Origin of the sequence: Pseudomonas sp. SBB6 (assembly GCF_024213215.1) — a bacterium.
In the GTDB taxonomy this organism is placed as follows: Bacteria; Pseudomonadota; Gammaproteobacteria; order Pseudomonadales; family Pseudomonadaceae; genus Aquipseudomonas; species Aquipseudomonas donghuensis.
On record NZ_JANAVH010000006.1, the window covers coordinates 215,916 to 235,760 of the forward strand.

Below are 19,845 nucleotides of genomic sequence, written 5' to 3' on the forward strand. Positions count from 1 at the left end.
ACTATGCTCATAACTGAGCACCTGTAAAAGGGCGGAAGCGCCACGAGAAATTTCCTGACCCAAAGGTCAGAAAATTGTTGACCTGAAAATCAAGTCTGCTTACAGTCCGCTCAACAACAATAAGTCGTTTGTGAGGCCTTCCCGTGATCCAGTTTCTACTTAACCAGGAGCTGCGCAGTGAGCATGCCCTGGACCCCAACCTGACAGTCCTCGAGTATCTTCGTGAGCACCTGGGCAAGTCCGGTACCAAGGAAGGCTGCGCCAGCGGCGATTGCGGCGCCTGCACCGTGGTGGTCGGCGAGCTGGCGCAGAACGATGACGGCCGCGAGCACATCCGCTACCGCAGCCTCAACTCGTGCCTGACCTTCGTCTCCTCGCTGCACGGCAAACAGCTGATCAGCGTCGAAGGCCTCAAGCACCAGGGCAAGCTGCACAGCGTGCAGCAGGCCATGGCCGACTGCCATGGTTCGCAATGCGGCTTCTGCACCCCAGGCTTCGTCATGTCGCTGTTTGCCCTGCAAAAGAACAGCGACGCACCCGATCTGCACAAGGCCCAGGAAGCCCTGGCCGGCAACCTCTGCCGCTGCACCGGCTACCGGCCGATCCTGGCCGCCGCCGAGCAGTCCTGCTGCCAGGCCAAGCCTGATCAGTTCGATGCCAGCGAAGCCCAGACCATCGCCCGCCTCAAGGCTATCGCCCCGAGCGAAACCGGTGAGCTCAACAGTGGCGACAAGCGCTGCCTGGTACCGCTGACCGTGGCCGACCTTGCCGAACTCTACAGCTCGCACCCCGAAGCCCGGTTGCTGGCTGGCGGTACCGACCTGGCGCTGGAAGTCACCCAGTTCCACAAGACCCTGCCGGTGATGATCTATGTCGGCAACGTCGCCGAACTCAAGCGCATCGAGACTCACGACCAGCACCTGGAAATCGGCGCAGCCACGCCATTGACCGACTGCTACGACGCCCTGAGCCGCGAGTACCCGGACTTCGGCGAGTTGCTGCACCGCTTTGCCTCACTGCAAATCCGTAACCAGGGCACCCTCGGCGGCAACATCGGCAACGCCTCGCCGATCGGAGACTCGCCGCCCCTGCTGATTGCCCTGGATGCGCAGATCGTTTTGCGCAAAGGTGAAAACACCCGCACCCTGGCGTTGGAAGACTACTTCATCGACTACCGCATCACCGCGCGCCAGGATAGCGAGTTCATCGAGAAGATCATCGTGCCACGGGCCCGCGCCGACTGGGCGTTCCGCGCCTACAAGGTGTCCAAGCGCCTGGACGATGACATCTCGGCAGTCTGCGCGGCGTTCAACCTGCGCATCAGCAACGGCGTGGTCGAGGCTGCACGCATTGCATTCGGCGGCATGGCGGCGATCCCGAAACGGGCCCGCGCCTGCGAAGCGGCGCTCGTCGGCAAGGCCTGGAACCAGGCCAGCATCGAGCGCGCCTGCCAGGCCCTGGCAGAGGACTTCACGCCGCTCTCGGATTTCCGTGCCAGCAAAGAATACCGCCTGCTCAGCGCGCAGAACCTGCTGCGCAAATACTTCATCGAACTGCAAACACCGCACATCGAAACTCGGGTGACCGCTTATGTCTAACCATCACGTCGCCAAAAGCCAGGCAGAGCTGGCCGAACTGTTCAGCCAGGACCTGACCACCGGGGTTGGCCGCAGCCTCAAGCACGATAGCGCCGACAAGCATGTGTCGGGCGAAGCGGTGTACATCGATGATCGCCTGGAGTTCCCCAATCAGCTGCATGTCTATGCGCGCCTGTCCGACCGCGCCCATGCACGGGTGCTGAGCATCGACACCAGCCCCTGCTACGCCTTCGAAGGCGTGCGCATCGCCATCACCCATGAAGACATACCGGGCCTCAAGGACATCGGCCCGCTACTGCCCGGTGACCCGCTGCTGGCCATCGACACCGTCGAGTTCGTTGGCCAGCCGGTGGTCGCCGTCGCTGCCCGCGACCTGGATACCGCGCGCCGCGCGGCCATGGCCGCGATCATCGAGTATGAAGACCTGGAGCCGGTGCTGGATGTGGTCGAGGCCCTGCGCAAGAAACACTTCGTGCTCGACAGCCACACCCACCAGCGCGGCGACTCGGTCAGCGCCCTGGCCAGCGCCCCGCATCGCCTGCAGGGCACCCTGCACATCGGCGGCCAGGAGCACTTCTACCTGGAAACCCAGATCTCCTCGGTGATGCCCAGCGAAGACGGCGGAATGATCGTCTACTGCTCGACCCAGAACCCCACCGAAGTGCAGAAGCTGGTGGCGGAAGTCCTCGACGTGCCAATGAACAAGATCGTCGTTGACATGCGCCGCATGGGCGGTGGTTTCGGCGGCAAGGAAACCCAGGCGGCCAGCCCCGCCTGCCTGTGCGCGGTGATCGCGCACCTCACCGGCCAGCCGACCAAGATGCGCCTGCCGCGGGTCGAAGACATGCTCATGACCGGCAAGCGCCACCCGTTCTACATCGAATACGACGTCGGCTTCGATGACAACGGCCGCCTGCACGGTATCAACTTCGACCTGGCCGGCAACTGCGGCTGCTCGCCGGACCTCTCGGCATCGATCGTCGACCGCGCCATGTTCCACGCCGACAACGCCTATTACCTGGGCGATGCCACCATCCATGGCCACCGCTGCAAGACCAACACCGCGTCGAACACCGCCTACCGCGGCTTCGGTGGCCCGCAAGGCATGGTCGCCATCGAAGAGGTCATGGACCACATCGCCCGCCACTTGGGCCTCGACCCGCTGGCGGTGCGCAAGGCCAACTACTATGGCAAGACCGAGCGCAACGTCACCCATTACTACCAGACCGTCGAGCACAACATGCTCGAAGAGATCACCGCCGAGCTCGAAACCAGCAGCGATTATGCCGAGCGCCGCGAATCGATCCGCCGCTTCAACGCCAACAGCCCGATCCTCAAGAAAGGCCTGGCGCTGACCCCGGTGAAGTTCGGTATCTCGTTCACCGCCAGCTTCCTCAACCAGGCTGGCGCCCTGGTGCACATCTACACCGATGGCAGCATTCACCTGAACCACGGCGGCACCGAAATGGGCCAGGGCCTGAACACCAAGGTGGCGCAGGTGGTGGCCGAAGTGTTCCAGGTGGATTTCCAGCGCATCCAGATCACTGCGACCAACACCGACAAGGTGCCCAACACCTCGCCGACCGCCGCCTCCAGCGGCGCCGACCTGAACGGCAAGGCGGCGCAGAACGCCGCCGAGATTCTCAAGAAACGCCTGACCGAGTTCGCCGCACGCCAGTACAAGGTCAGCGAGGAAGACGTCGAGTTTCGCAACGGACACGTGCGTGTGCGCGATGAGATCCTCAGTTTCGAAGCCCTGGTGCAACAGGCGTATTTTGCTCAGGTGTCGCTGTCGAGCACCGGCTTCTACAAGACCCCGAAAATCTACTACGACCGCAGCCAGGCCCGCGGCCGGCCGTTCTACTACTTCGCCTTCGGTGCGGCCTGTGCCGAGGTGATCGTCGACACCTTGACCGGCGAATACAAGATGCTGCGCACCGACATCCTTCACGATGTGGGCGCCTCGCTGAACCCGGCCATCGACATCGGCCAGGTCGAGGGCGGGTTCATCCAGGGCATGGGCTGGCTGACCACCGAAGAGCTGGTATGGAACGCCAAGGGCAAGCTGATGACCAACGGCCCGGCCAGCTACAAGATCCCGGCGGTGGCCGACATGCCGGTGGATTTGCGCGTCAAGCTGGTGGAGAACCGCAAGAACCCGGAAGACACGGTGTTCCACTCCAAGGCCGTGGGTGAGCCGCCGTTCATGCTCGGCATTGCCGCCTGGTGCGCGATCAAGGACGCCGTGGCGAGCCTGGGCGACTACCGCGTGCACCCGCTGATCGATGCGCCGGCGACGCCGGAGCGGGTGCTCTGGGGTTGCGAGCAGGTGCGCAAGGCAATGGCGGCGCAGCAGCCTGCTACCGAGGTTGAGACAGTCGCTCCGTAGGACGCCTATCGCGGGTCAAGCCCGCTCCCACAGGGGACTACTGTGGGAGCGGGCTTGACCCGCGATGAGGCCAGAACAGGCACCGTAGAGGTAACTGAATAATGCACACCTGGATCAACGCCCTGTCCGACCTGCAATCTCGCGGCGAGCCCTGCGTACTGGTGACCATCATCGAAGAACGTGGCTCGACGCCACGCAACGCCGGCTCGAAAATGGTCGTCAGCGCCGAGCAGCTGTTCGACACCATCGGCGGCGGCCACCTGGAATACAAGGCCATGCACATCGCCCGGCAGATGCTTGCCGAGCGCCGTGATGCGCCGCACCTGGAACGCTTCAGCCTCGGCGCCAGCCTCGGCCAGTGCTGCGGCGGCGCCACCGTGCTGCTGTTCGAACCGATGGGCCAGGTCCAGGCGCAGATCGCCGTATTCGGCGCAGGCCATGTCGGCCGCGCTCTGGTACCCTTGCTCGCCGCCTTGCCCTGCAAGGTGCGCTGGATCGATTCGCGCGAGCAGGAGTTCCCCGAGCACATGCCGGCCGGGGTCAGCAAGATCGTCAGCGAAGAGCCGGTGGATGAAGTCGATGACCTGCCCGCGGGCAGCTACTGCATCGTCATGACCCACAACCATCAGCTGGATCTGGAACTGACCGCAGCGATCCTCAAACGCAATGACTTCACCTGGTTCGGCCTGATCGGCTCGAAGACCAAACGCGTCAAGTTCGAGCATCGCCTGCGTGAACGCGGCTTTGCCGAGGAGCGCCTGCAGCGCATGCGTTGCCCGATGGGCATCGCCGAGGTCAAGGGCAAGCTGCCGATCGAGATCGCCGTGTCGATCGCCGCCGAAATCATTGCCACCTACAACGCCAGCTTTGGCCAGCACAACAACGCTGCCAACGCCGGCCCCATTGCCCAATTGCTGCCGCCGTCACGGCGCAGCCAAGCCATATGACGAGAGCCCTATGAGCGCAACCCGCAAAGCCTACCGTGCCGCCATCCTGCACAGCATCGCCGACCCAGCCGAAGTAGGTGTCGAAGCCTCCTATCAGTATTTCGAAGACGGCCTGCTGTTGATCGACAACGGCAAGATCAGCGCCCTGGGCCATGCCCGCGACCTGCTGCCGACCCTGGCGGCGGACATCGAGGTTGAGCATTACCAGGATGCCCTGATCACCCCGGGCTTTATCGACACGCATATCCACTTCCCGCAGACCGGCATGATTGGTTCCTACGGCGAGCAGTTGCTGGACTGGCTCAACACCTACACCTTCCCCTGCGAGAAGCAGTTTGCCGACAAGGGCCACGCCGACAAGGTGGCGAAGATCTTCATCGAAGAACTGCTGCGCAACGGCACCACCACCGCCCTGGTGTTCGGCAGCGTGCACCCCGAATCGGTCAATGCCTTCTTCGAACAAGCCGAGCGCCTGGACCTGCGGATGATCGCCGGCAAGGTGATGATGGACCGCAATGCCCCGGACTACCTGACCGACACCGCCGAATCCGGCTATATCGAGAGCAAGGCGCTGATCGAGCGCTGGCATGGCAAAGGCCGCCTGCACTACGCAGTGACCCCGCGCTTTGCGCCGACCAGCACCCCGGAGCAACTGACCCTGGCCGGCCAGTTGCTGGGCGAATACCCCGACCTGTACATGCACACCCACCTGAGCGAAAACCTCAAGGAAATCGACTGGGTCAAGGCGCTGTTCCCGGAGCGCAAGGGCTACCTGGACGTCTACGATCACTTCAAGCTGCTCGGCCAGCGCTCGGTGTTCGCCCACGGCGTGCACCTGTGCGACGACGAATGCCAGCGCCTGGCCGAAACCGGTTCGGCCGTGGCCTTCTGCCCGACCTCCAACCTGTTCCTCGGCAGCGGCCTGTTCAACCTGCCGCAGGCCGAGAAGTTCAAGGTCAAGGTCGGTTTGGGCACCGACGTCGGGGCCGGTACCAGCTTCTCGCTGCTCAACACCCTGAATGAGGCCTACAAGGTCATGCAACTGCAGGGTGCGCGGCTGAGCCCGTTCAAGTCACTGTACCTGGCAACCCTGGGCGGCGCCCGGGCACTGAGCCTGGACGACCGGATCGGCAGCCTGCGGCCAGGCAACGATGCCGACTTCGTGGTACTCGATTACAAGGCCACGGCGCTGATGAACTACCGCCTCCAGCAGTCGAACAGCATTGACGAGACGCTGTTCGTGCTGATGACCCTGGGCGACGACCGTACCGTCAAGCAGACCTTCGCCGCCGGCCGCTGCGTGCACCAGCGCTAAGGCTCGCGCGCCAGCCCCCGGTACAAGGCGCCGCCGATCACTGCCCCGATCAGCGGCGCCACCCAGAACAACCACAGCTGCTGCAGCGCCCAGCCACCGACGAAAATCGCCGGCCCCGTGCTGCGCGCCGGGTTCACCGAGGTGTTGGTGACCGGAATCGAGATCAGGTGGATCAGGGTCAGGGCCAGGCCGATGGCAATCGGTGCAAAGCCTGCCGGGGCACGGCTGTCGGTGGCGCCCATGATGATCAGGATGAACATCGCGGTCATCACCACTTCACTGGCAAAGCCTGCCGCCAACGAGTAGCCGCTGGGGGAATGCTCGGCATAGCCGTTGGACGCCAGCCCTGCCGACAACTCAAAGCCCGCCTTGCCGCTGGCAATGAAGTAGATCACCGCTGCGCCGAGAATCGCGCCAATCACCTGGGCGATGACGTAGGGCAGCAGGTCCTTGAGCGGAAAACGCCCGCCCACCACCAGCCCGAGCGACACCGCGGGGTTGAGGTGGCATCCGGAAATATGGCCGATGGCGAAAGCCATGGTCAGCACGGTCAGGCCAAAGGCCATGGCCACCCCGACCAGGCCGATACCGATGGGGAGCGACGCGGCGATCACCGCACTGCCGCAGCCACCCAACACCAGCCAGAACGTCCCGATCAGTTCAGCACCCATGCGTTTGCTCAGGGGCATCGACATATACCTGTCCTCAAGTAGTTGAAGTTCTACGCATAGCGCGCAAGCCCAACTGCTTGATGAAGGTTTGCGGTGGATCAGGTGAGATCCTAGCAGAGGCTGGATAACCTGCCAGTGGCCGGAAAGCATCGCGGTGCGACGATTCGACTTGCCCCGCGATTGGGTGTTACTGGCCTTCAACCCTTGAGCGGCGCAACCCCACCACGCTTCTTGGTCTGCAGCAGGTGCGAGAACACCGCATGCAGGTCATCCGAAGCGCTGTCTTCGTCGAGGTTGAGCTTGCTGTCGATGTGGTCCATGTGGTGCATCATCAGGCTCACCGCCTGGTTGACGTCACGGGCCTCGATGGCGTCGATCAGTTGCATGTGCTCGTCGTAGGAGCAATGCGAGCGGTTGCCGCTTTCGTACTGGGCAATGATCAACGAGGTTTGCGACACCAGGCTGCGCTGAAAGCTGATCAGCGGCGCATTGCCTGCAGCCTCTGCCAGCTTGAGGTGAAACTCACCGGACAAACGAATGCCGGCGCCGCGATCGCCACGGGAGAAGCTGTCACGCTCGTCGCGGACCATCTGGCGCAATTCGTTGAGTTGCTCGGCGGTGGCATGCTCGACCGCAAGCTCGGTGATGGCGCGCTCGACCATGCGCCGCGAGAAGAACACCTGGCGGGCTTCTTCGACCGTCGGGCTGGCCACTACCGCGCCGCGGTTGGGCCGCAGCAGCACCACGCTTTCGTGGGCCAGGCGCGACAGGGCGCGACGGATGATGGTGCGGCTGACGCCGAAGATCTCGCCCAGGGCTTCCTCGCTCAACTTGGTACCCGGCGCCAGACGCTGCTCGAGGATGGCCTCGAAAATGTGCGCATAGACGATATCGTCCTGGGTTCCGCTACGACCGGCCTTGCCGGTACGCACTGGTTTCTTGAGAGGTTGCAGCTGTTCGTTCATGGGCACTCGAGCACGGAGATCCGCCAGTCGGACCCTGACTGTAATACCAGCCAGAGGGGCGATGGCAAGTCCTGGTAAGAAAATTAAACGATTAAGGTATTGGCACATTGTACACAGCCGCAGGGATTTCTGCAGGTGACGATAGCCTTTATAGCTGCACAGGCAAATTATCTGAGCACAACAACGAAAACATTATTTGCATTCTTTGTATACAAACGCATAATCCATCCGTGCAACTTCCTGACCCATAAGTCAACAAACGGTCCGGTGGCCTGCCATCCCATCCGCCTCACAGAGCCCCCCAGTGCGTGCGCAGGACTGGCTCTGCAAAACAAGAAAAGACTTGAGGAGTACACGCTGTGGAAAGCCGCAAATCCGACGCCCCTACGCTGGATCTTGCCCCACCGCTCGAAACGAGCTGGCTGGAGCGGATTTTCAAACTCAAGCTACATGGCACCACCGTCAAAACCGAAATGATCGCCGGGTTGACCACCTTCATCACCATGGCCTACATCATCTTCGTCAACCCCAACATCATGGCCGATGCCGGCATCGATCACGGTGCGGCGTTCGTCGCCACCTGCATCGCCGCCGCCCTCGGCTGCCTGTTGATGGGCCTGTACGCCAACTGGCCAGTAGGCTTGGCGCCGGGCATGGGGCTCAACGCCTTCTTTACCTACACCGTGGTCGGGACCATGGGCTACACCTGGGAAGCCGCGCTGGGCGCGGTGTTCGTCTCCGGGGTGCTGTTCATGCTGCTGACCTTGTCGCGGGTGCGCGAATGGCTGCTCAACAGCATTCCAGTCAGCCTGCGGCATGCCATGGGTGCCGGCGTCGGATTGTTTCTCGGACTGATCGGTCTTAAAACCGCCGGGATTGTCGTCGACAGCCCGGCGACCCTGATCAAGCTCGGCTCGCTGCACGAGCCTGGCCCGCTGCTGGCGGCCATCTGCTTTTTGATGATCGCGGTGCTCAGCTACCACCGGGTGTTCGGCGCGATCCTGATCAGCATCATCAGCGTCACCCTCGCCGGCTGGGGCCTGGGCCTGGTGGAGTACGGCGGATTGTTCTCGCTGCCGCCGAGCCTGGCGCCGACCTGGATGGCCATGGACGTGGCCGGCGTGTTCAACGTCAGCATGATCGCCGTGGTCTTCGCCTTCCTCTTCGTGCACATGTTCGACACTGCCGGCACCCTGATGGGCGTGGCCCAACGGGCCAACCTGGTGAATGCCGACGGGCGCATCGAAAACCTGTCGCGGGCGCTCAAGGCCGACAGTGCATCGAGTGTGTTCGGTGCCGTGGTCGGCGTACCACCGGTGACCAGTTATGTAGAGAGTGCTGCCGGGGTCGCCGCCGGTGGCCGTACCGGGCTGACTGCCGTGGTGGTCGGCCTGTTCTTCATCGCCGCGATGTTCTTCGCCCCGCTGGCTGGGATGATTCCGGCCTATGCGACTGCCGGTGCCTTGATCTACGTGGCGATGCTGATGATGGGCAGCATGGCTCATATCGATTGGGACGAAGCCACCGACAGCATTCCGGCAATCGTCACCGCGATCATGATGCCGCTGACCTTCTCGGTCGCCGACGGCATCGCCCTGGGCTTTATCACCTATGTGGTGCTCAAGGCCGGGACCGGGCGCTACAAGGAGATCTCGGCAAGCCTGTGGGTGCTGACGGCGATCTTCATTGCCAAGTTCGTGTTCCTGTAAACACAACTGCAGGTAAACAGGGCCTCACCTTCGGGTGGGGCTTTTTGTTGTTTGCGAGGGACCGGTCGCTGGCCCTGTGGGAGCGGGCTTGCCCCGCGAAAAGGCAGCACAAAGGTCCAGGCAAAAAAAAGCCCGCAGTGTGAGCGGGCAAGGACCTACGAAGATTCTTCTAGCGACCAACTAGCTTCCACGGTAGGTCGAGTAACTGTACGGCGAGATCAACAGCGGTACGTGGTAGTGATCCTGCTCGGCACTGATGCCGAAACGCAGCACCACCACATCAAGGAAAGCAGGCTCGGGCAGTTGTACGCCGCGGGCACGGTAGTAATCGCCAGCGCTGAACTGCAGCTGGTAGACACCGCTGCGGTAATCATCGCCTTGCAACAGCGGCGCGTCGCAACGGCCATCGCTGTTGGTCAGGGTAGTGTTCACCAGTTCCAGCTGCTGGCCTTCGACCCGGTACAGCTCGACCTTGATCGAGCTGCCGGGGCAGCCATGAGCGGCATCCAGTACATGCGTGGTCAAACGTCCCATTGCTTGCTCGCCTCTGTTCTATCTGTGGGCAAAAAATACCCGCACGCCAGCGTCAGGAAGCCCGACAACGTGCGGTTGTCGGATTATTAAGACATTTATCTGTAAAATTGTACACAATAATTCAGTATTCTTTCCTGACACGCCGCGCATCTCCCGTAAATAGGCCATCAGTCGCAAAACCGCGCCATTGGCCGACGTGACCGTCATTAGCTGACCGATCAGGCAGGTTTCTTGCAGGACTCCTTATAGAGGCAGGAGTGGGTGAAAAGGCAAATAAAAGCGAAAAAACAGGCTTACAAATCGCAAACAAAGTTGTATACAATCATCCCATCGTCGTGGCCGATACCCTACCCGGGTGCCCACGCCCTCCGTATTCACGTACAAGAAGGAAGACTGCAGTGAGCGCTGATTACCCTCGCGACCTGATCGGTTACGGCAACACCCCACCCCATCCGCGCTGGCCGGGGAACGCCCGCATTGCTTTGTCTTTCGTGCTCAATTACGAAGAAGGTGGCGAACGCAACATCCTTCACGGCGATAAAGAGTCCGAAGCCTTCCTCTCGGAAATGGTCTCCGCCCAGCCGCTGCAGGGCGCGCGCAACATGAGCATGGAATCGCTGTACGAGTATGGCAGCCGCGCTGGCGTCTGGCGCCTGCTCAAGCTGTTCAAGGACACTGGCGTGCCGCTGACCATCTTCGCCGTGGCCATGGCCGCCCAGCGTCATCCGGACGTGATCCGCGCCATGGTCGAAGCCGGCCACGAGATCTGCAGCCACGGCTACCGCTGGATCGATTACCAATACATGGATGAGGCCCAGGAGCGCGAGCACATGCTCGAAGCCATCCGCATCCTCACCGAACTCACCGGCGAGCGTCCGCTGGGCTGGTACACCGGCCGCACCGGGCCGAACACCCGCCGCCTGGTGATGGAGGAAGGCGGCTTCCTCTACGACAGCGACACCTACGACGACGACCTGCCCTACTGGGAACAGAACAACCCGACCGGCAAGCCGCACCTTGTGATCCCCTACACCCTGGACACCAACGACATGCGCTTCACCCAGGTGCAGGGCTTCAACTGCGGCGAGCAGTTCTTCCAGTACCTCAAGGACGCGTTCGATGTGCTCTACGAAGAAGGCGCCGAGGCCCCGAAGATGCTCTCGATCGGCCTGCACTGCCGCTTGATCGGCCGGCCGGCGCGCCTGGCCGCGCTCAAGCGCTTCGTCGAGTACGCCAAGAGCCATGACCAGGTCTGGTTCGCCCGGCGCGTGGACATCGCCCGTCACTGGCATGCCACCCACCCTTTCCAAGCCGAGAAAGCACAATGACCGCATTCAAGACCCTGAAGCCTTCGAGCCTGGATCGCACAGCGTTCGTCGAAGCCTTCGCCGATATCTACGAACACTCGCCCTGGGTTGCCGAGAAGGCCTACGACCTGGGCCAACTGCAGGAAATCGAGCAGATCGAAGCCCTGCACCAGCGCATGAGCGACATCCTCCTGAGCGCCGACCACGCCGCTCAGCTGGCGCTGATCAACGCGCACCCGGACCTCGCCGGCAAGGCCGCGATCCAGGGTCAGCTGACCGAATCGAGCACCCATGAACAGGCCGGCGCCGGTATCCACCAGTGCACCGCCGAAGAGTTCGAGCGCTTCACCGAACTCAACGATGCCTACAAAGAGAAATTCAAGTTCCCGTTCATCATGGCGGTCAAAGGCAGCAACCGGCACCAGATCCTCGCCGCCTTTGAGCAGCGCATCCACAACTCGGTCGAGGCCGAGTTCAAGGAAGCGCTGGCGCAGATCAACCTGATCGCCCTGTTCCGCCTGCTGCAGCTTTAAGGGCGTCGACCGCCGGGCTGGCCCGAGTGCGCTACGCGAGCGTACCCAGGGCCTGACCGGCGCAACAACGACACCCTCCACAACACAGAATAAAGAGAATCCGCATGCGCACTTTAGTGATTGAGCCCCTGAGCAAAGAAGCCTTCGCCCCTTTCGGTGACGTGATCGAAACCGACGGCAGCGACCACTTCATGATCAACAACGGCTCGACCATGCGCTTCCATCGTCTGGCCACGGTCGAAACCGCACAACCCGACGACAAGGCGATCATCAGCATCTTCCGCGCCGACGCGCTGGACATGCCCCTGACCGTACGCATGCTGGAGCGCCATCCGCAGGGCAGCCAGGCTTTCATTCCGCTGCTCGGCAACCCCTTTCTGATCGTGGTCGCGCCACTTGGCGATGCACCTGTATCGGGCCTGGTCCGTGCCTTCATCAGTAATGGAAGGCAGGGCATCAATTACCATCGCGGCGTCTGGCACCACCCGGTGCTGACGATCGAAAAGCGGGATGACTTCCTGGTGGTTGATCGCAGTGGCACTGGCAACAACTGCGATGAGCATTTTTTCAATGAGGATGAGCAATTGATCCTCGCCCCCCACCAATAAGAGAAGACCTGAGCACCCGGCTACAGGGTGCCAGGGTAGAGGTAAAGACTGTGGAAGCACATCTGTTGGAATGGCTGAACCTGAGCGTGCGTTGGGTTCACATGATCACTGGCGTGGCATGGATTGGCGCGTCGTTCTACTTTGTCTGGCTGGAAAACAACCTCAACCGGACCAACCCGCGCGACGGCCTGTCCGGCGATCTCTGGGCGATTCACGGTGGCGGGATCTACCACCTGGAGAAGTACAAGCTGGCTCCGCCAAAAATGCCGGAGAACCTGCACTGGTTCAAATGGGAAGCCTACTTCACCTGGATGTCGGGTATCGCCCTGCTGTGCCTGGTGTTCTACTGGAACCCGACCCTCTACCTGCTGGCCCCTGGCAGCACCCTGAGCGGTGGTGAAGGCATTGCCATCGGTATCGGTTCGCTGATCGCCGGCTGGTTCATCTACGACTTCCTCTGCGACTCGCCGCTGGGCAAGCGCCCTGGCCTGCTCGGCCTGGTGCTGTTCGTGCTGGTCATCGCCGCCTGCTACGGTTTCAGCCAGGTGTTCAGCGGCCGTGGCGCCTACCTGCACACTGGCGCGATCATCGGCACCATCATGGTCGGTAACGTGTTCCGCATCATCATGCCCGCCCAACGTCAGCTGGTAGCCGCCATCGAAGCCAACCAGACGCCGGACCCGCTGCTGCCGGCCAAGGGCCTGCTGCGCTCGCGGCACAACAACTACTTCACCCTGCCGGTGCTGTTCATCATGATCAGCAACCACTTCCCGAGCACCTATGGCAGCCAGTACAACTGGTTGATCCTGGCCGGTATCGCGGTGGCTGCGGTGTTGGTGCGTCACTACTTCAACACCCGTCATGACAGCAACAAGTACGCCTGGACCCTGCCGGTCGGCGCCCTGGCGATGATCTGCCTGGCGTACGTCACCGGCCCTGCGCCGATGCCAAGCGCCCCTGAGCAGGCCGCCGCCAAGGTCGAGTACCAGCCGCTGCCGGAAACCGCCCTGGGTGGCAAGACCGCTGCCGAGAAAGCTGCCGAACAGGCCGCCGCCCCAGCCCAGCCTGCGGCACCTGCGCAAGCGCCCGCCGGTGCCACCGCCAAGCTCGACGATGCCGGTTTCGAGAAGATCCACAGCGTCATCCAGGAACGTTGCACCGTGTGCCACTCGGCCAAGCCGACCAGCCCGCTGTTCAGCGCCGCCCCTGCCGGGGTGATGCTCGATACCCCGCAGCAGATCCAGCAACAGGCCGCGCGCATCCAGGCGCAAGCCGTGGCGACGCAGATCATGCCGCTGGGCAACATCACCCAGATGACCCAGCAGGAACGTGACCTGATTGGCGCCTGGGTCGCCAAGGGAGCACCGACCCACTGAGGTAGCCACACGCTGCCCGCTGTAAGCGACAAGCAAAAAGCTGCAAGCCAAGCGCAACCTCCTGCTTCTCCTTGAAGCTTGGCGCTTGAAGCTTGCAGCTCCAAGAATAAAAACAAAACCGAGGTGTTGCATGTCCGAGTCACGCAAGGCGTACATCCCTGTTGCGCCCCCACGACAGCCACTGCCCCTGTTCCAACTGTTCCTGGTGGGTCTGCAGCATGTGTTGCTGATGTATGGAGGCGCGATTGCCGTGCCGCTGATCATCGGTCAAGCCGCCGGACTTTCTCGTGAAGAAGTCGCTTTCCTGATCAATGCCGACCTGCTGGTCGCTGGTGTCGCCACCGTCGTCCAGTCGTTCGGCATTGGCGCAGTCGGCATCCGCATGCCGGTGATGATGGGTGCAAGCTTTGCCGCGGTCGGCAGTATGGTGGCCATGGCTGGCATGCCTGGCGTCGGCCTGCAGGGGATTTTCGGTGCGACCATCGCCGCCGGCTTCTTCGGCATGGTCATTGCGCCGTTCATGTCCAAGGTCGTGCGTTTCTTCCCGCCGCTGGTGACCGGCACGGTCATCACCTCGATCGGCCTGTCGCTGTTCCCGGTTGCGGTCAACTGGGCCGGCGGCGGTGCCGATGCCGCGCCCTTCGGCTCTCCCGTCTACCTGATCGTCGCCGGCCTGGTGCTGGCCACCATCCTGCTGATCAACCGCTTCATGCGTGGTTTCTGGGTCAATGTCTCGGTACTGATCGGCATGGGCCTGGGCTACATCCTTGCCGGTTCCATCGGCATGGTCGACCTCTCGGGCCTGAGTGAAGCGCCATGGGTGCAGGTGGTGACGCCGCTGCATTTCGGCATGCCGACCTTCAGCCTGGCACCGATCCTGTCGATGTGCCTGGTGGTGGTGATCATCTTCGTCGAGTCCACCGGCATGTTCCTCGCCCTGGGCAAGGTCACCGACCGCGAAGTCACCCCCGGCATGCTGCGCCGCGGCCTGATGTGTGATGCCGGTGCGTCGTTCGTGGCCGGCTTTTTCAACACCTTCACCCACTCATCCTTCGCCCAGAACATTGGCCTGGTGCAGATGACCGGCGTGCGCTGCCGCTACGTCACCGTGGTCGCCGGCGGTTTTCTGATCCTGCTCAGCCTGCTGCCCAAAGCGGCGTTCCTGATTGCCTCGATTCCGCCTGCGGTGCTGGGCGGTGCGTCGATCGCGATGTTCGGCATGGTCGCCGCCACCGGCATCAAGATCCTCCAGGAAGCCGACATCGCCGACCGCCGCAACCAGTTGCTGGTGGCCGTCAGCGTCGGCATGGGCCTGATCCCGGTGGTGCGTCCGGAGTTCTTTGCCCAGATGCCACAGTGGATGGAGCCGATCACCCACAGCGGCATTGCCATGGCCACGGTCAGCGCCTTGATCCTCAACCTGCTGTTCAACATCCTCGGTGGCGCCGAACGCGCCGCCCACAACGATACCGTCCACCAGCACTGAGCCTTTGGGCGGCGCTTGCCGCCCGGCATCACCCAAGCAATACGCAAGGCCGTCGACCCGTGGGAGCGGGTCGGCCGGGGCGCTTCGCGCCAAAAAAAACCGAAAACCAACAATAACAAAGCCGGGAATCACAACATGAAAGGCATCACCACTTCCCTCCTGTTGGGTAGCAGTCTGCTGGCCACCTTGCCAGCTGCCGCAGGGGACTTGCTGCTCTGGCACACCAACAGCCTCACCTACCTCTACGGCAAGGACTTCCAGGTCAACCCCGCGATCCAGCAGACGGTGACCTTCGAACATGCCAACAAGTGGAAGTACGGCGACACCTTCCTGTTCATCGACAAGATCTTCTACAACGGCGGCACCGACCGCAACAAAGGCAACAACACCTACTACGGTGAGTTCAGCCCGCGCCTGTCGTTCGGCAAGATCTTCGATCGCAAATTCGAGTTCGGTCCGATCAAGGACGTGTTGCTGGCCATGACCTACGAGTCTGGCGAAGGCGACAACGAGGCCTACCTGATCGGCCCCGGCTTTGACCTGGCGATCCCCGGCTTCAACTACTTCACCCTCAACATCATGCAGCGCAACACCGAAGGCAGCCGCCCGGGTGATCGCGTCTGGCAGATTACCCCGACCTTTTCCTACACCATCCCTGTGGGCAAATCCGACGTCCTGATCGACGGCTACATGGACTGGGTGGTGGACAACGACCAAAGCCGGCGCGGCACCTATCACGCCAACCTGCAGTTCAACCCGCAGGTCAAATACGACCTGGGCAAGGCCCTTAACCTTGGGGCCAAGCAGTTGTACGTGGGTATCGAGTACAGCTACTGGAAAGACAAATACGGCATCGAGAACAGTGGCCGGCTGGACACCAATCAGAGTGTTACCAGCGCCCTGGTTAAGGTTCACTTCTAAAAGCTGACCAAACGCACAGTTTTTGCCTCACCCGCTCCAGGACGGAGCACTTGAGGACCGGCGCGCAAGCCAGTAATCTGCGCGCCCCCTCGATCAGGGCAGGACGGATCCTGCCTGCGTTTGCTGACCGCTCAGTCAATGAATTCGGGCGATTGGCAAGCGTCACGCCAACCTGAAATACCCTTTTCAACTGTTCAGAAAGACGTCGAGCAGGATTGCTTGTGACTGACCCGGAAGGTTGGCCCAGCTCTTGCCAAACAGCTGTGGCCAATCGAAAAAAACTGACCCGAAAGACAAGTATTTACCCAAAAGGTGCCACACCAGAGCACCACAAGAATCCATCAAGGGAGCAACTACGCGATGCGTATTACCAACAGCCTGATCCTTGCCAGCGGCCTGCTGGCGGCCAGCACCGCCGCCACTGCCGGTGATCTGCTGCAATGGCAGAACAACAGCCTGACCTACCTGTGGGGCAAGAACTTTGCCGTCAACCCGTCGATCCAGCAGACCGTGACCTTCGAGCACGCCGATGCCTGGAAGTACGGCGACAACTTCATCTTCGTCGACAAGATCTTCTACAACGGTGACAAGGACTTCAACAACGGGCCCAACACCTACTACGGCGAGATCAGCCCACGCCTGTCGTTCGGCAAGATCTTCGACCAGAAGCTGGCCTTCGGCCCGGTCAAGGACGTGCTGCTGGCGATGACCTACGAGTTTGGCGAGGGCGACACCGAGTCCTACCTGATCGGCCCGGGTTTCGACCTGGACATCCCAGGCTTCGACTACTTCCAGCTGAACTTCTACCAGCGCAACACCGAGGGCAGCCGTGCCGGTGACAACGTCTGGCAGATCACCCCGGTCTGGTCCTACACCATCCCTGTGGGCAAGTCCGACATCCTCATCGATGGCTTCATGGACTGGGTCGTGGACAACGACGCCACCAGCCGTCGTGGCACCTACCACGCCAACCTGCACTTCAACCCGCAGGTCAAATACGACCTGGGCAAGGCGCTGAACTGGGGTGAGAAGCAGCTGTATGTCGGTTTCGAATACGACTACTGGAAGAACAAGTACGGCATCAAGGACAGCGACGCCTTCGATACCGATCAGAACACTGCCAGCTTCCTGGTCAAAGCGCACTTCTGATCAAAGAGGCAAAGCCCTTCGGGCTTTGATCGCCGGCAAGGCCGGCTCCCACAGGATCGGTTCAACACCTGACCCTGTGGGAGCTGGCGTTGCCAGCGATGAGGCCATCAGCTTCTGACAGCACGCCAGAGCTTGCCGATCAGCGCAACCACTGCCAACACTGCAGCACCGGCGACAATCCCCACCCCGGCATTGAGCAGCGTACTGGTCAGCACCCCGCCGCGCCCTTCGCTGAAGGCTTCAATGGCATGGTGCAGCGGCGCCACGCCGTGGACCAGAATCCCGCCGCCGACCAGAAACATCGCCGCAGTGCCAATCACCGACAGGCTTTTCATCATGTACGGCGCCGCCCGCAGGATGCCGTTGCCGATCGCCTTGGCCGCGCTCGAGGCCTTCTGGGTCAGCCACAGGCCCAGGTCATCGAGCTTGACGATGCCGGCCACCAGGCCATAGACACCGATGGTCATGACAATGGCGATGCCCGAGAGCACGATGATTTGTTGAGTCAGCGGCGCATCGGCAACCGTGCCCAGGGTGATGGCGATGATCTCGGCCGACAGGATGAAGTCGGTGCGCACCGCGCCCTTGATCTTGTCTTGCTCGAAAGCCACCAGATCGACCGCAGGATCGGCCACCGCTTCCGTCAGCGCCACATGCTCGGCCTGGTCTTCTTCCTTGCTGTGGAGGAACTTGTGCGCGAGCTTCTCGAAGCCTTCAAAGCACAGGAACGCACCGCCGACCATCAGCAGTGGCGTCACCGCCCAGGGAATGAAGGCGCTGATCAGCAGCGCCGCCGGCACCAGGATCAGCTTGTTGAGGAACGAGCCCTTGGCCACCGCCCAGACCACCGGGATTTCCCGCTCGGCGCGCACGCCGGTGACCTGCTGGGCGTTGAGCGCCAGGTCGTCGCCCAGCACCCCCGCGGTCTTTTTTGCCGCGACCTTGGTCATTACCGAGACATCGTCGAGTACCGTGGCGATATCGTCGATCAATACCAGAAGACTGCTTCCTGCCATGTTTGCCTGATTCCAGCGGGTTGAGAGGGCCACAGTCTAGCTCAAAGTCGCCACCTTGAGCCGCTTGCGAACGCGGTGCTACCATGCGCAACCGACCTCCCAGGCCCGGTGCCGCCAGCGGCCAGACACGAGGAACAGCGTCAACCATGAGCAGCATTCGCGAGCGCAACAAAGAACTGATCCTGCGCGCGGCCAGTGAAGAGTTTGCCGACAAGGGCTTCGCCGCCACCAAGACCAGCGACATCGCGGCCAAGGCCGGCCTGCCCAAGCCCAACGTCTATTACTACTTCAAGTCCAAGGAAAACCTCTACCGCGAGGTCCTGGAAAGCATCATCGAACCGATCATGCAGGCGTCGACGCCGTTCAATGCCGACGGCGACCCCAAAGAGGTATTGAGCGCCTACATCCGCTCCAAGGTGCGCATCTCCCGCGACCTGCCGTTTGCGTCCAAGGTGTTCGCCAGCGAAATCATGCACGGCGCCCCGCACCTGAGCCCGAGCCAGGTCGAGCAGCTCAACGAGCAGGCCCGGCACAACATCGAGTGTATCCAGGCCTGGATCGACCGCGGCCAGATCGCCCCGCTCGACCCGCACCACCTGATGTTCAGCATCTGGGCGGCGACCCAGACCTACGCCGACTTCGACTGGCAGATCTCGGTGGTCACCGGCAAGGCCAAGCTCGATGACAGCGATTATGAAGCGGCGGCGCAGACCATCATTCGCCTGGTGCTCAAGGGCTGTGAGCCGGACGCTTAGTCCAAGGCGCCTGCATCGCGGGGCAAGCCCGCTCCTACAGGTGGGAGCGGGCTTGCCCCGCGATAAATTTTAAGCCGCTACACCGGCATCCGCCGTCAACCCCGCCTCCTCGATCGCACTGATCGCGCATTGCTCGTCGATATCCGAGGTATCGCCACTGATGCCGATCGCCCCCAGCACCACGCCCTGCTGATTCCGAATCAGCACCCCGCCCGGCGCCGGCACCACCGGGCTCTGGCCCAGGCCGTTGAGCGCGGCGAAGAACGCCGGGCGCTGCTGCGCGTCCAGCGCCAGCAGGCGCGAACCCTTGCCCAGGGCAATTGCACCCCAGGCCTTGCCCATCGCCACTTGCGGTCGTAGCAGGCTGGCGCCGTCTTCACGTTGCAGGGCCAGCAGATGCCCGCCGTTATCCAGCACCGCCACGGTCAACGGCGCGGAGGAGATCTTGCGCCCGGCCACCAGCGCGGCGTTCACCAGGCTGACAGCGACTTTCAAGGTCAAAGCGTTCATGGAAAGGTCCTCTTGTTGTTAGAAGCCCGAGGGCAGGTGTAAAAATCAATAGAACA

Annotated in this window: 18 protein-coding genes; 13 read left to right on the forward strand and 5 right to left on the reverse strand. The window is 62.1% G+C overall.

Going from position 1 to position 19,845, the window contains the following annotated elements:
• The first annotated feature begins 143 nt into the window (after positions 1–143).
• The 4 genes from xdhA (at position 144) to guaD (ending at position 6,249) form a co-directional block, all read left to right on the forward strand.
• The gene (gene xdhA / locus NLX68_RS14465) at positions 144–1,598 is read left to right on the forward strand and encodes a xanthine dehydrogenase small subunit (RefSeq protein ID WP_254284543.1); all 1,455 of its coding nucleotides are present in this window, start codon (positions 144–146) and stop codon (positions 1,596–1,598) included.
• A complete protein-coding gene (gene xdhB, locus NLX68_RS14470) occupies positions 1,591–3,987 on the forward strand; it encodes a xanthine dehydrogenase molybdopterin binding subunit (RefSeq protein WP_254284544.1) in 2,397 nt (798 codons plus the stop codon). Before xdhA ends, xdhB begins: the two co-directional genes overlap by 8 nt.
• A 101-nt stretch (positions 3,988–4,088) precedes the next feature.
• Positions 4,089–4,934: a xanthine dehydrogenase accessory protein XdhC gene (gene xdhC, locus NLX68_RS14475; RefSeq protein WP_254284545.1), complete on the forward strand. Its 846-nt coding sequence runs from the start codon at positions 4,089–4,091 to the stop codon at positions 4,932–4,934.
• A 10-nt stretch (positions 4,935–4,944) separates the two neighbouring features.
• Positions 4,945–6,249 carry a guanine deaminase gene (gene guaD / locus NLX68_RS14480; RefSeq protein WP_254284546.1) on the forward strand — a complete coding sequence of 435 codons (1,305 nt, stop codon included), beginning with the start codon at positions 4,945–4,947 and terminating at the stop codon, positions 6,247–6,249.
• On the opposite strand, the gene aqpZ is transcribed toward guaD, so the two are convergent.
• The gene (gene aqpZ, locus NLX68_RS14485; RefSeq protein WP_254284547.1) at positions 6,246–6,944 is read right to left on the reverse strand and encodes an aquaporin Z; all 699 of its coding nucleotides are present in this window, start codon (positions 6,942–6,944) and stop codon (positions 6,246–6,248) included. The two genes, guaD and aqpZ, sit on opposite strands and share 4 nt — an antisense overlap.
• Before the next feature lie 173 nt (positions 6,945–7,117).
• Positions 7,118–7,885 carry a GntR family transcriptional regulator gene (locus NLX68_RS14490; protein ID WP_010226037.1) on the reverse strand — a complete coding sequence of 256 codons (768 nt, stop codon included), beginning with the start codon at positions 7,883–7,885 and terminating at the stop codon, positions 7,118–7,120.
• A 389-nt stretch (positions 7,886–8,274) separates the two neighbouring features.
• On the opposite strand from NLX68_RS14490, the gene NLX68_RS14495 reads away from it, so the two are divergent.
• Entirely contained in the window at positions 8,275–9,594 is a 1,320-nt protein-coding gene (locus NLX68_RS14495; protein WP_223253881.1) for an NCS2 family permease, read from the forward strand.
• 180 nt (positions 9,595–9,774) lie between these two features.
• Here NLX68_RS14495 and uraH read toward each other — a convergent pair whose 3' ends face one another.
• Complete coding sequence (gene uraH, locus NLX68_RS14500; protein ID WP_010225132.1) at positions 9,775–10,128, reverse strand: hydroxyisourate hydrolase; 354 nt, start codon at positions 10,126–10,128, stop codon at positions 9,775–9,777.
• A 398-nt stretch (positions 10,129–10,526) separates the two neighbouring features.
• Here uraH and puuE point away from each other — a divergent pair, with 398 nt between their 5' ends.
• The 7 genes from puuE (at position 10,527) to NLX68_RS14535 (ending at position 17,508) form a co-directional block, all read left to right on the forward strand.
• On the forward strand, positions 10,527–11,456 hold the full coding sequence (puuE, locus tag NLX68_RS14505) for an allantoinase PuuE (RefSeq protein ID WP_254284548.1): 930 nt from the start codon (positions 10,527–10,529) through the stop codon (positions 11,454–11,456).
• Complete coding sequence (gene uraD / locus NLX68_RS14510; protein WP_254284549.1) at positions 11,453–11,968, forward strand: 2-oxo-4-hydroxy-4-carboxy-5-ureidoimidazoline decarboxylase; 516 nt, start codon at positions 11,453–11,455, stop codon at positions 11,966–11,968. The genes puuE and uraD overlap by 4 nt, the downstream gene beginning before the upstream one ends.
• 104 nt (positions 11,969–12,072) lie before the next feature.
• Positions 12,073–12,576, forward strand: a complete 504-nt coding sequence (locus NLX68_RS14515; protein ID WP_254284550.1) for an ureidoglycolate lyase — start codon at positions 12,073–12,075, stop codon at positions 12,574–12,576.
• Between the two features lie 50 nt (positions 12,577–12,626).
• On the forward strand, positions 12,627–13,952 hold the full coding sequence (locus NLX68_RS14520) for a urate hydroxylase PuuD (protein WP_254284551.1): 1,326 nt from the start codon (positions 12,627–12,629) through the stop codon (positions 13,950–13,952).
• A 130-nt stretch (positions 13,953–14,082) separates the two neighbouring features.
• Positions 14,083–15,438: a nucleobase:cation symporter-2 family protein gene (locus NLX68_RS14525; protein ID WP_254284552.1), complete on the forward strand. Its 1,356-nt coding sequence runs from the start codon at positions 14,083–14,085 to the stop codon at positions 15,436–15,438.
• 135 nt (positions 15,439–15,573) lie between these two features.
• A complete protein-coding gene (locus NLX68_RS14530) occupies positions 15,574–16,359 on the forward strand; it encodes an outer membrane protein OmpK (protein ID WP_254284553.1) in 786 nt (261 codons plus the stop codon).
• Positions 16,360–16,719: 360 nt separating this feature from the next.
• Positions 16,720–17,508, forward strand: coding sequence for an outer membrane protein OmpK (locus tag NLX68_RS14535; RefSeq protein ID WP_254284554.1), 789 nt, complete (start codon positions 16,720–16,722; stop codon positions 17,506–17,508).
• 107 nt (positions 17,509–17,615) lie between these two features.
• Here NLX68_RS14535 and NLX68_RS14540 read toward each other — a convergent pair whose 3' ends face one another.
• Positions 17,616–18,524 (reverse strand): DUF808 domain-containing protein, encoded by a 909-nt coding sequence (locus tag NLX68_RS14540; protein ID WP_100783427.1) that lies wholly within the window; start codon positions 18,522–18,524, stop codon positions 17,616–17,618.
• Positions 18,525–18,670: 146 nt separating this feature from the next.
• Here NLX68_RS14540 and NLX68_RS14545 point away from each other — a divergent pair, with 146 nt between their 5' ends.
• Positions 18,671–19,279 (forward strand): TetR/AcrR family transcriptional regulator, encoded by a 609-nt coding sequence (locus tag NLX68_RS14545; RefSeq protein WP_115088010.1) that lies wholly within the window; start codon positions 18,671–18,673, stop codon positions 19,277–19,279.
• 69 nt (positions 19,280–19,348) lie between these two features.
• Here NLX68_RS14545 and NLX68_RS14550 read toward each other — a convergent pair whose 3' ends face one another.
• Complete coding sequence (locus NLX68_RS14550; protein WP_010225106.1) at positions 19,349–19,789, reverse strand: heme-binding protein; 441 nt, start codon at positions 19,787–19,789, stop codon at positions 19,349–19,351.
• Between the last annotated feature and the right edge of the window lie 56 nt (positions 19,790–19,845).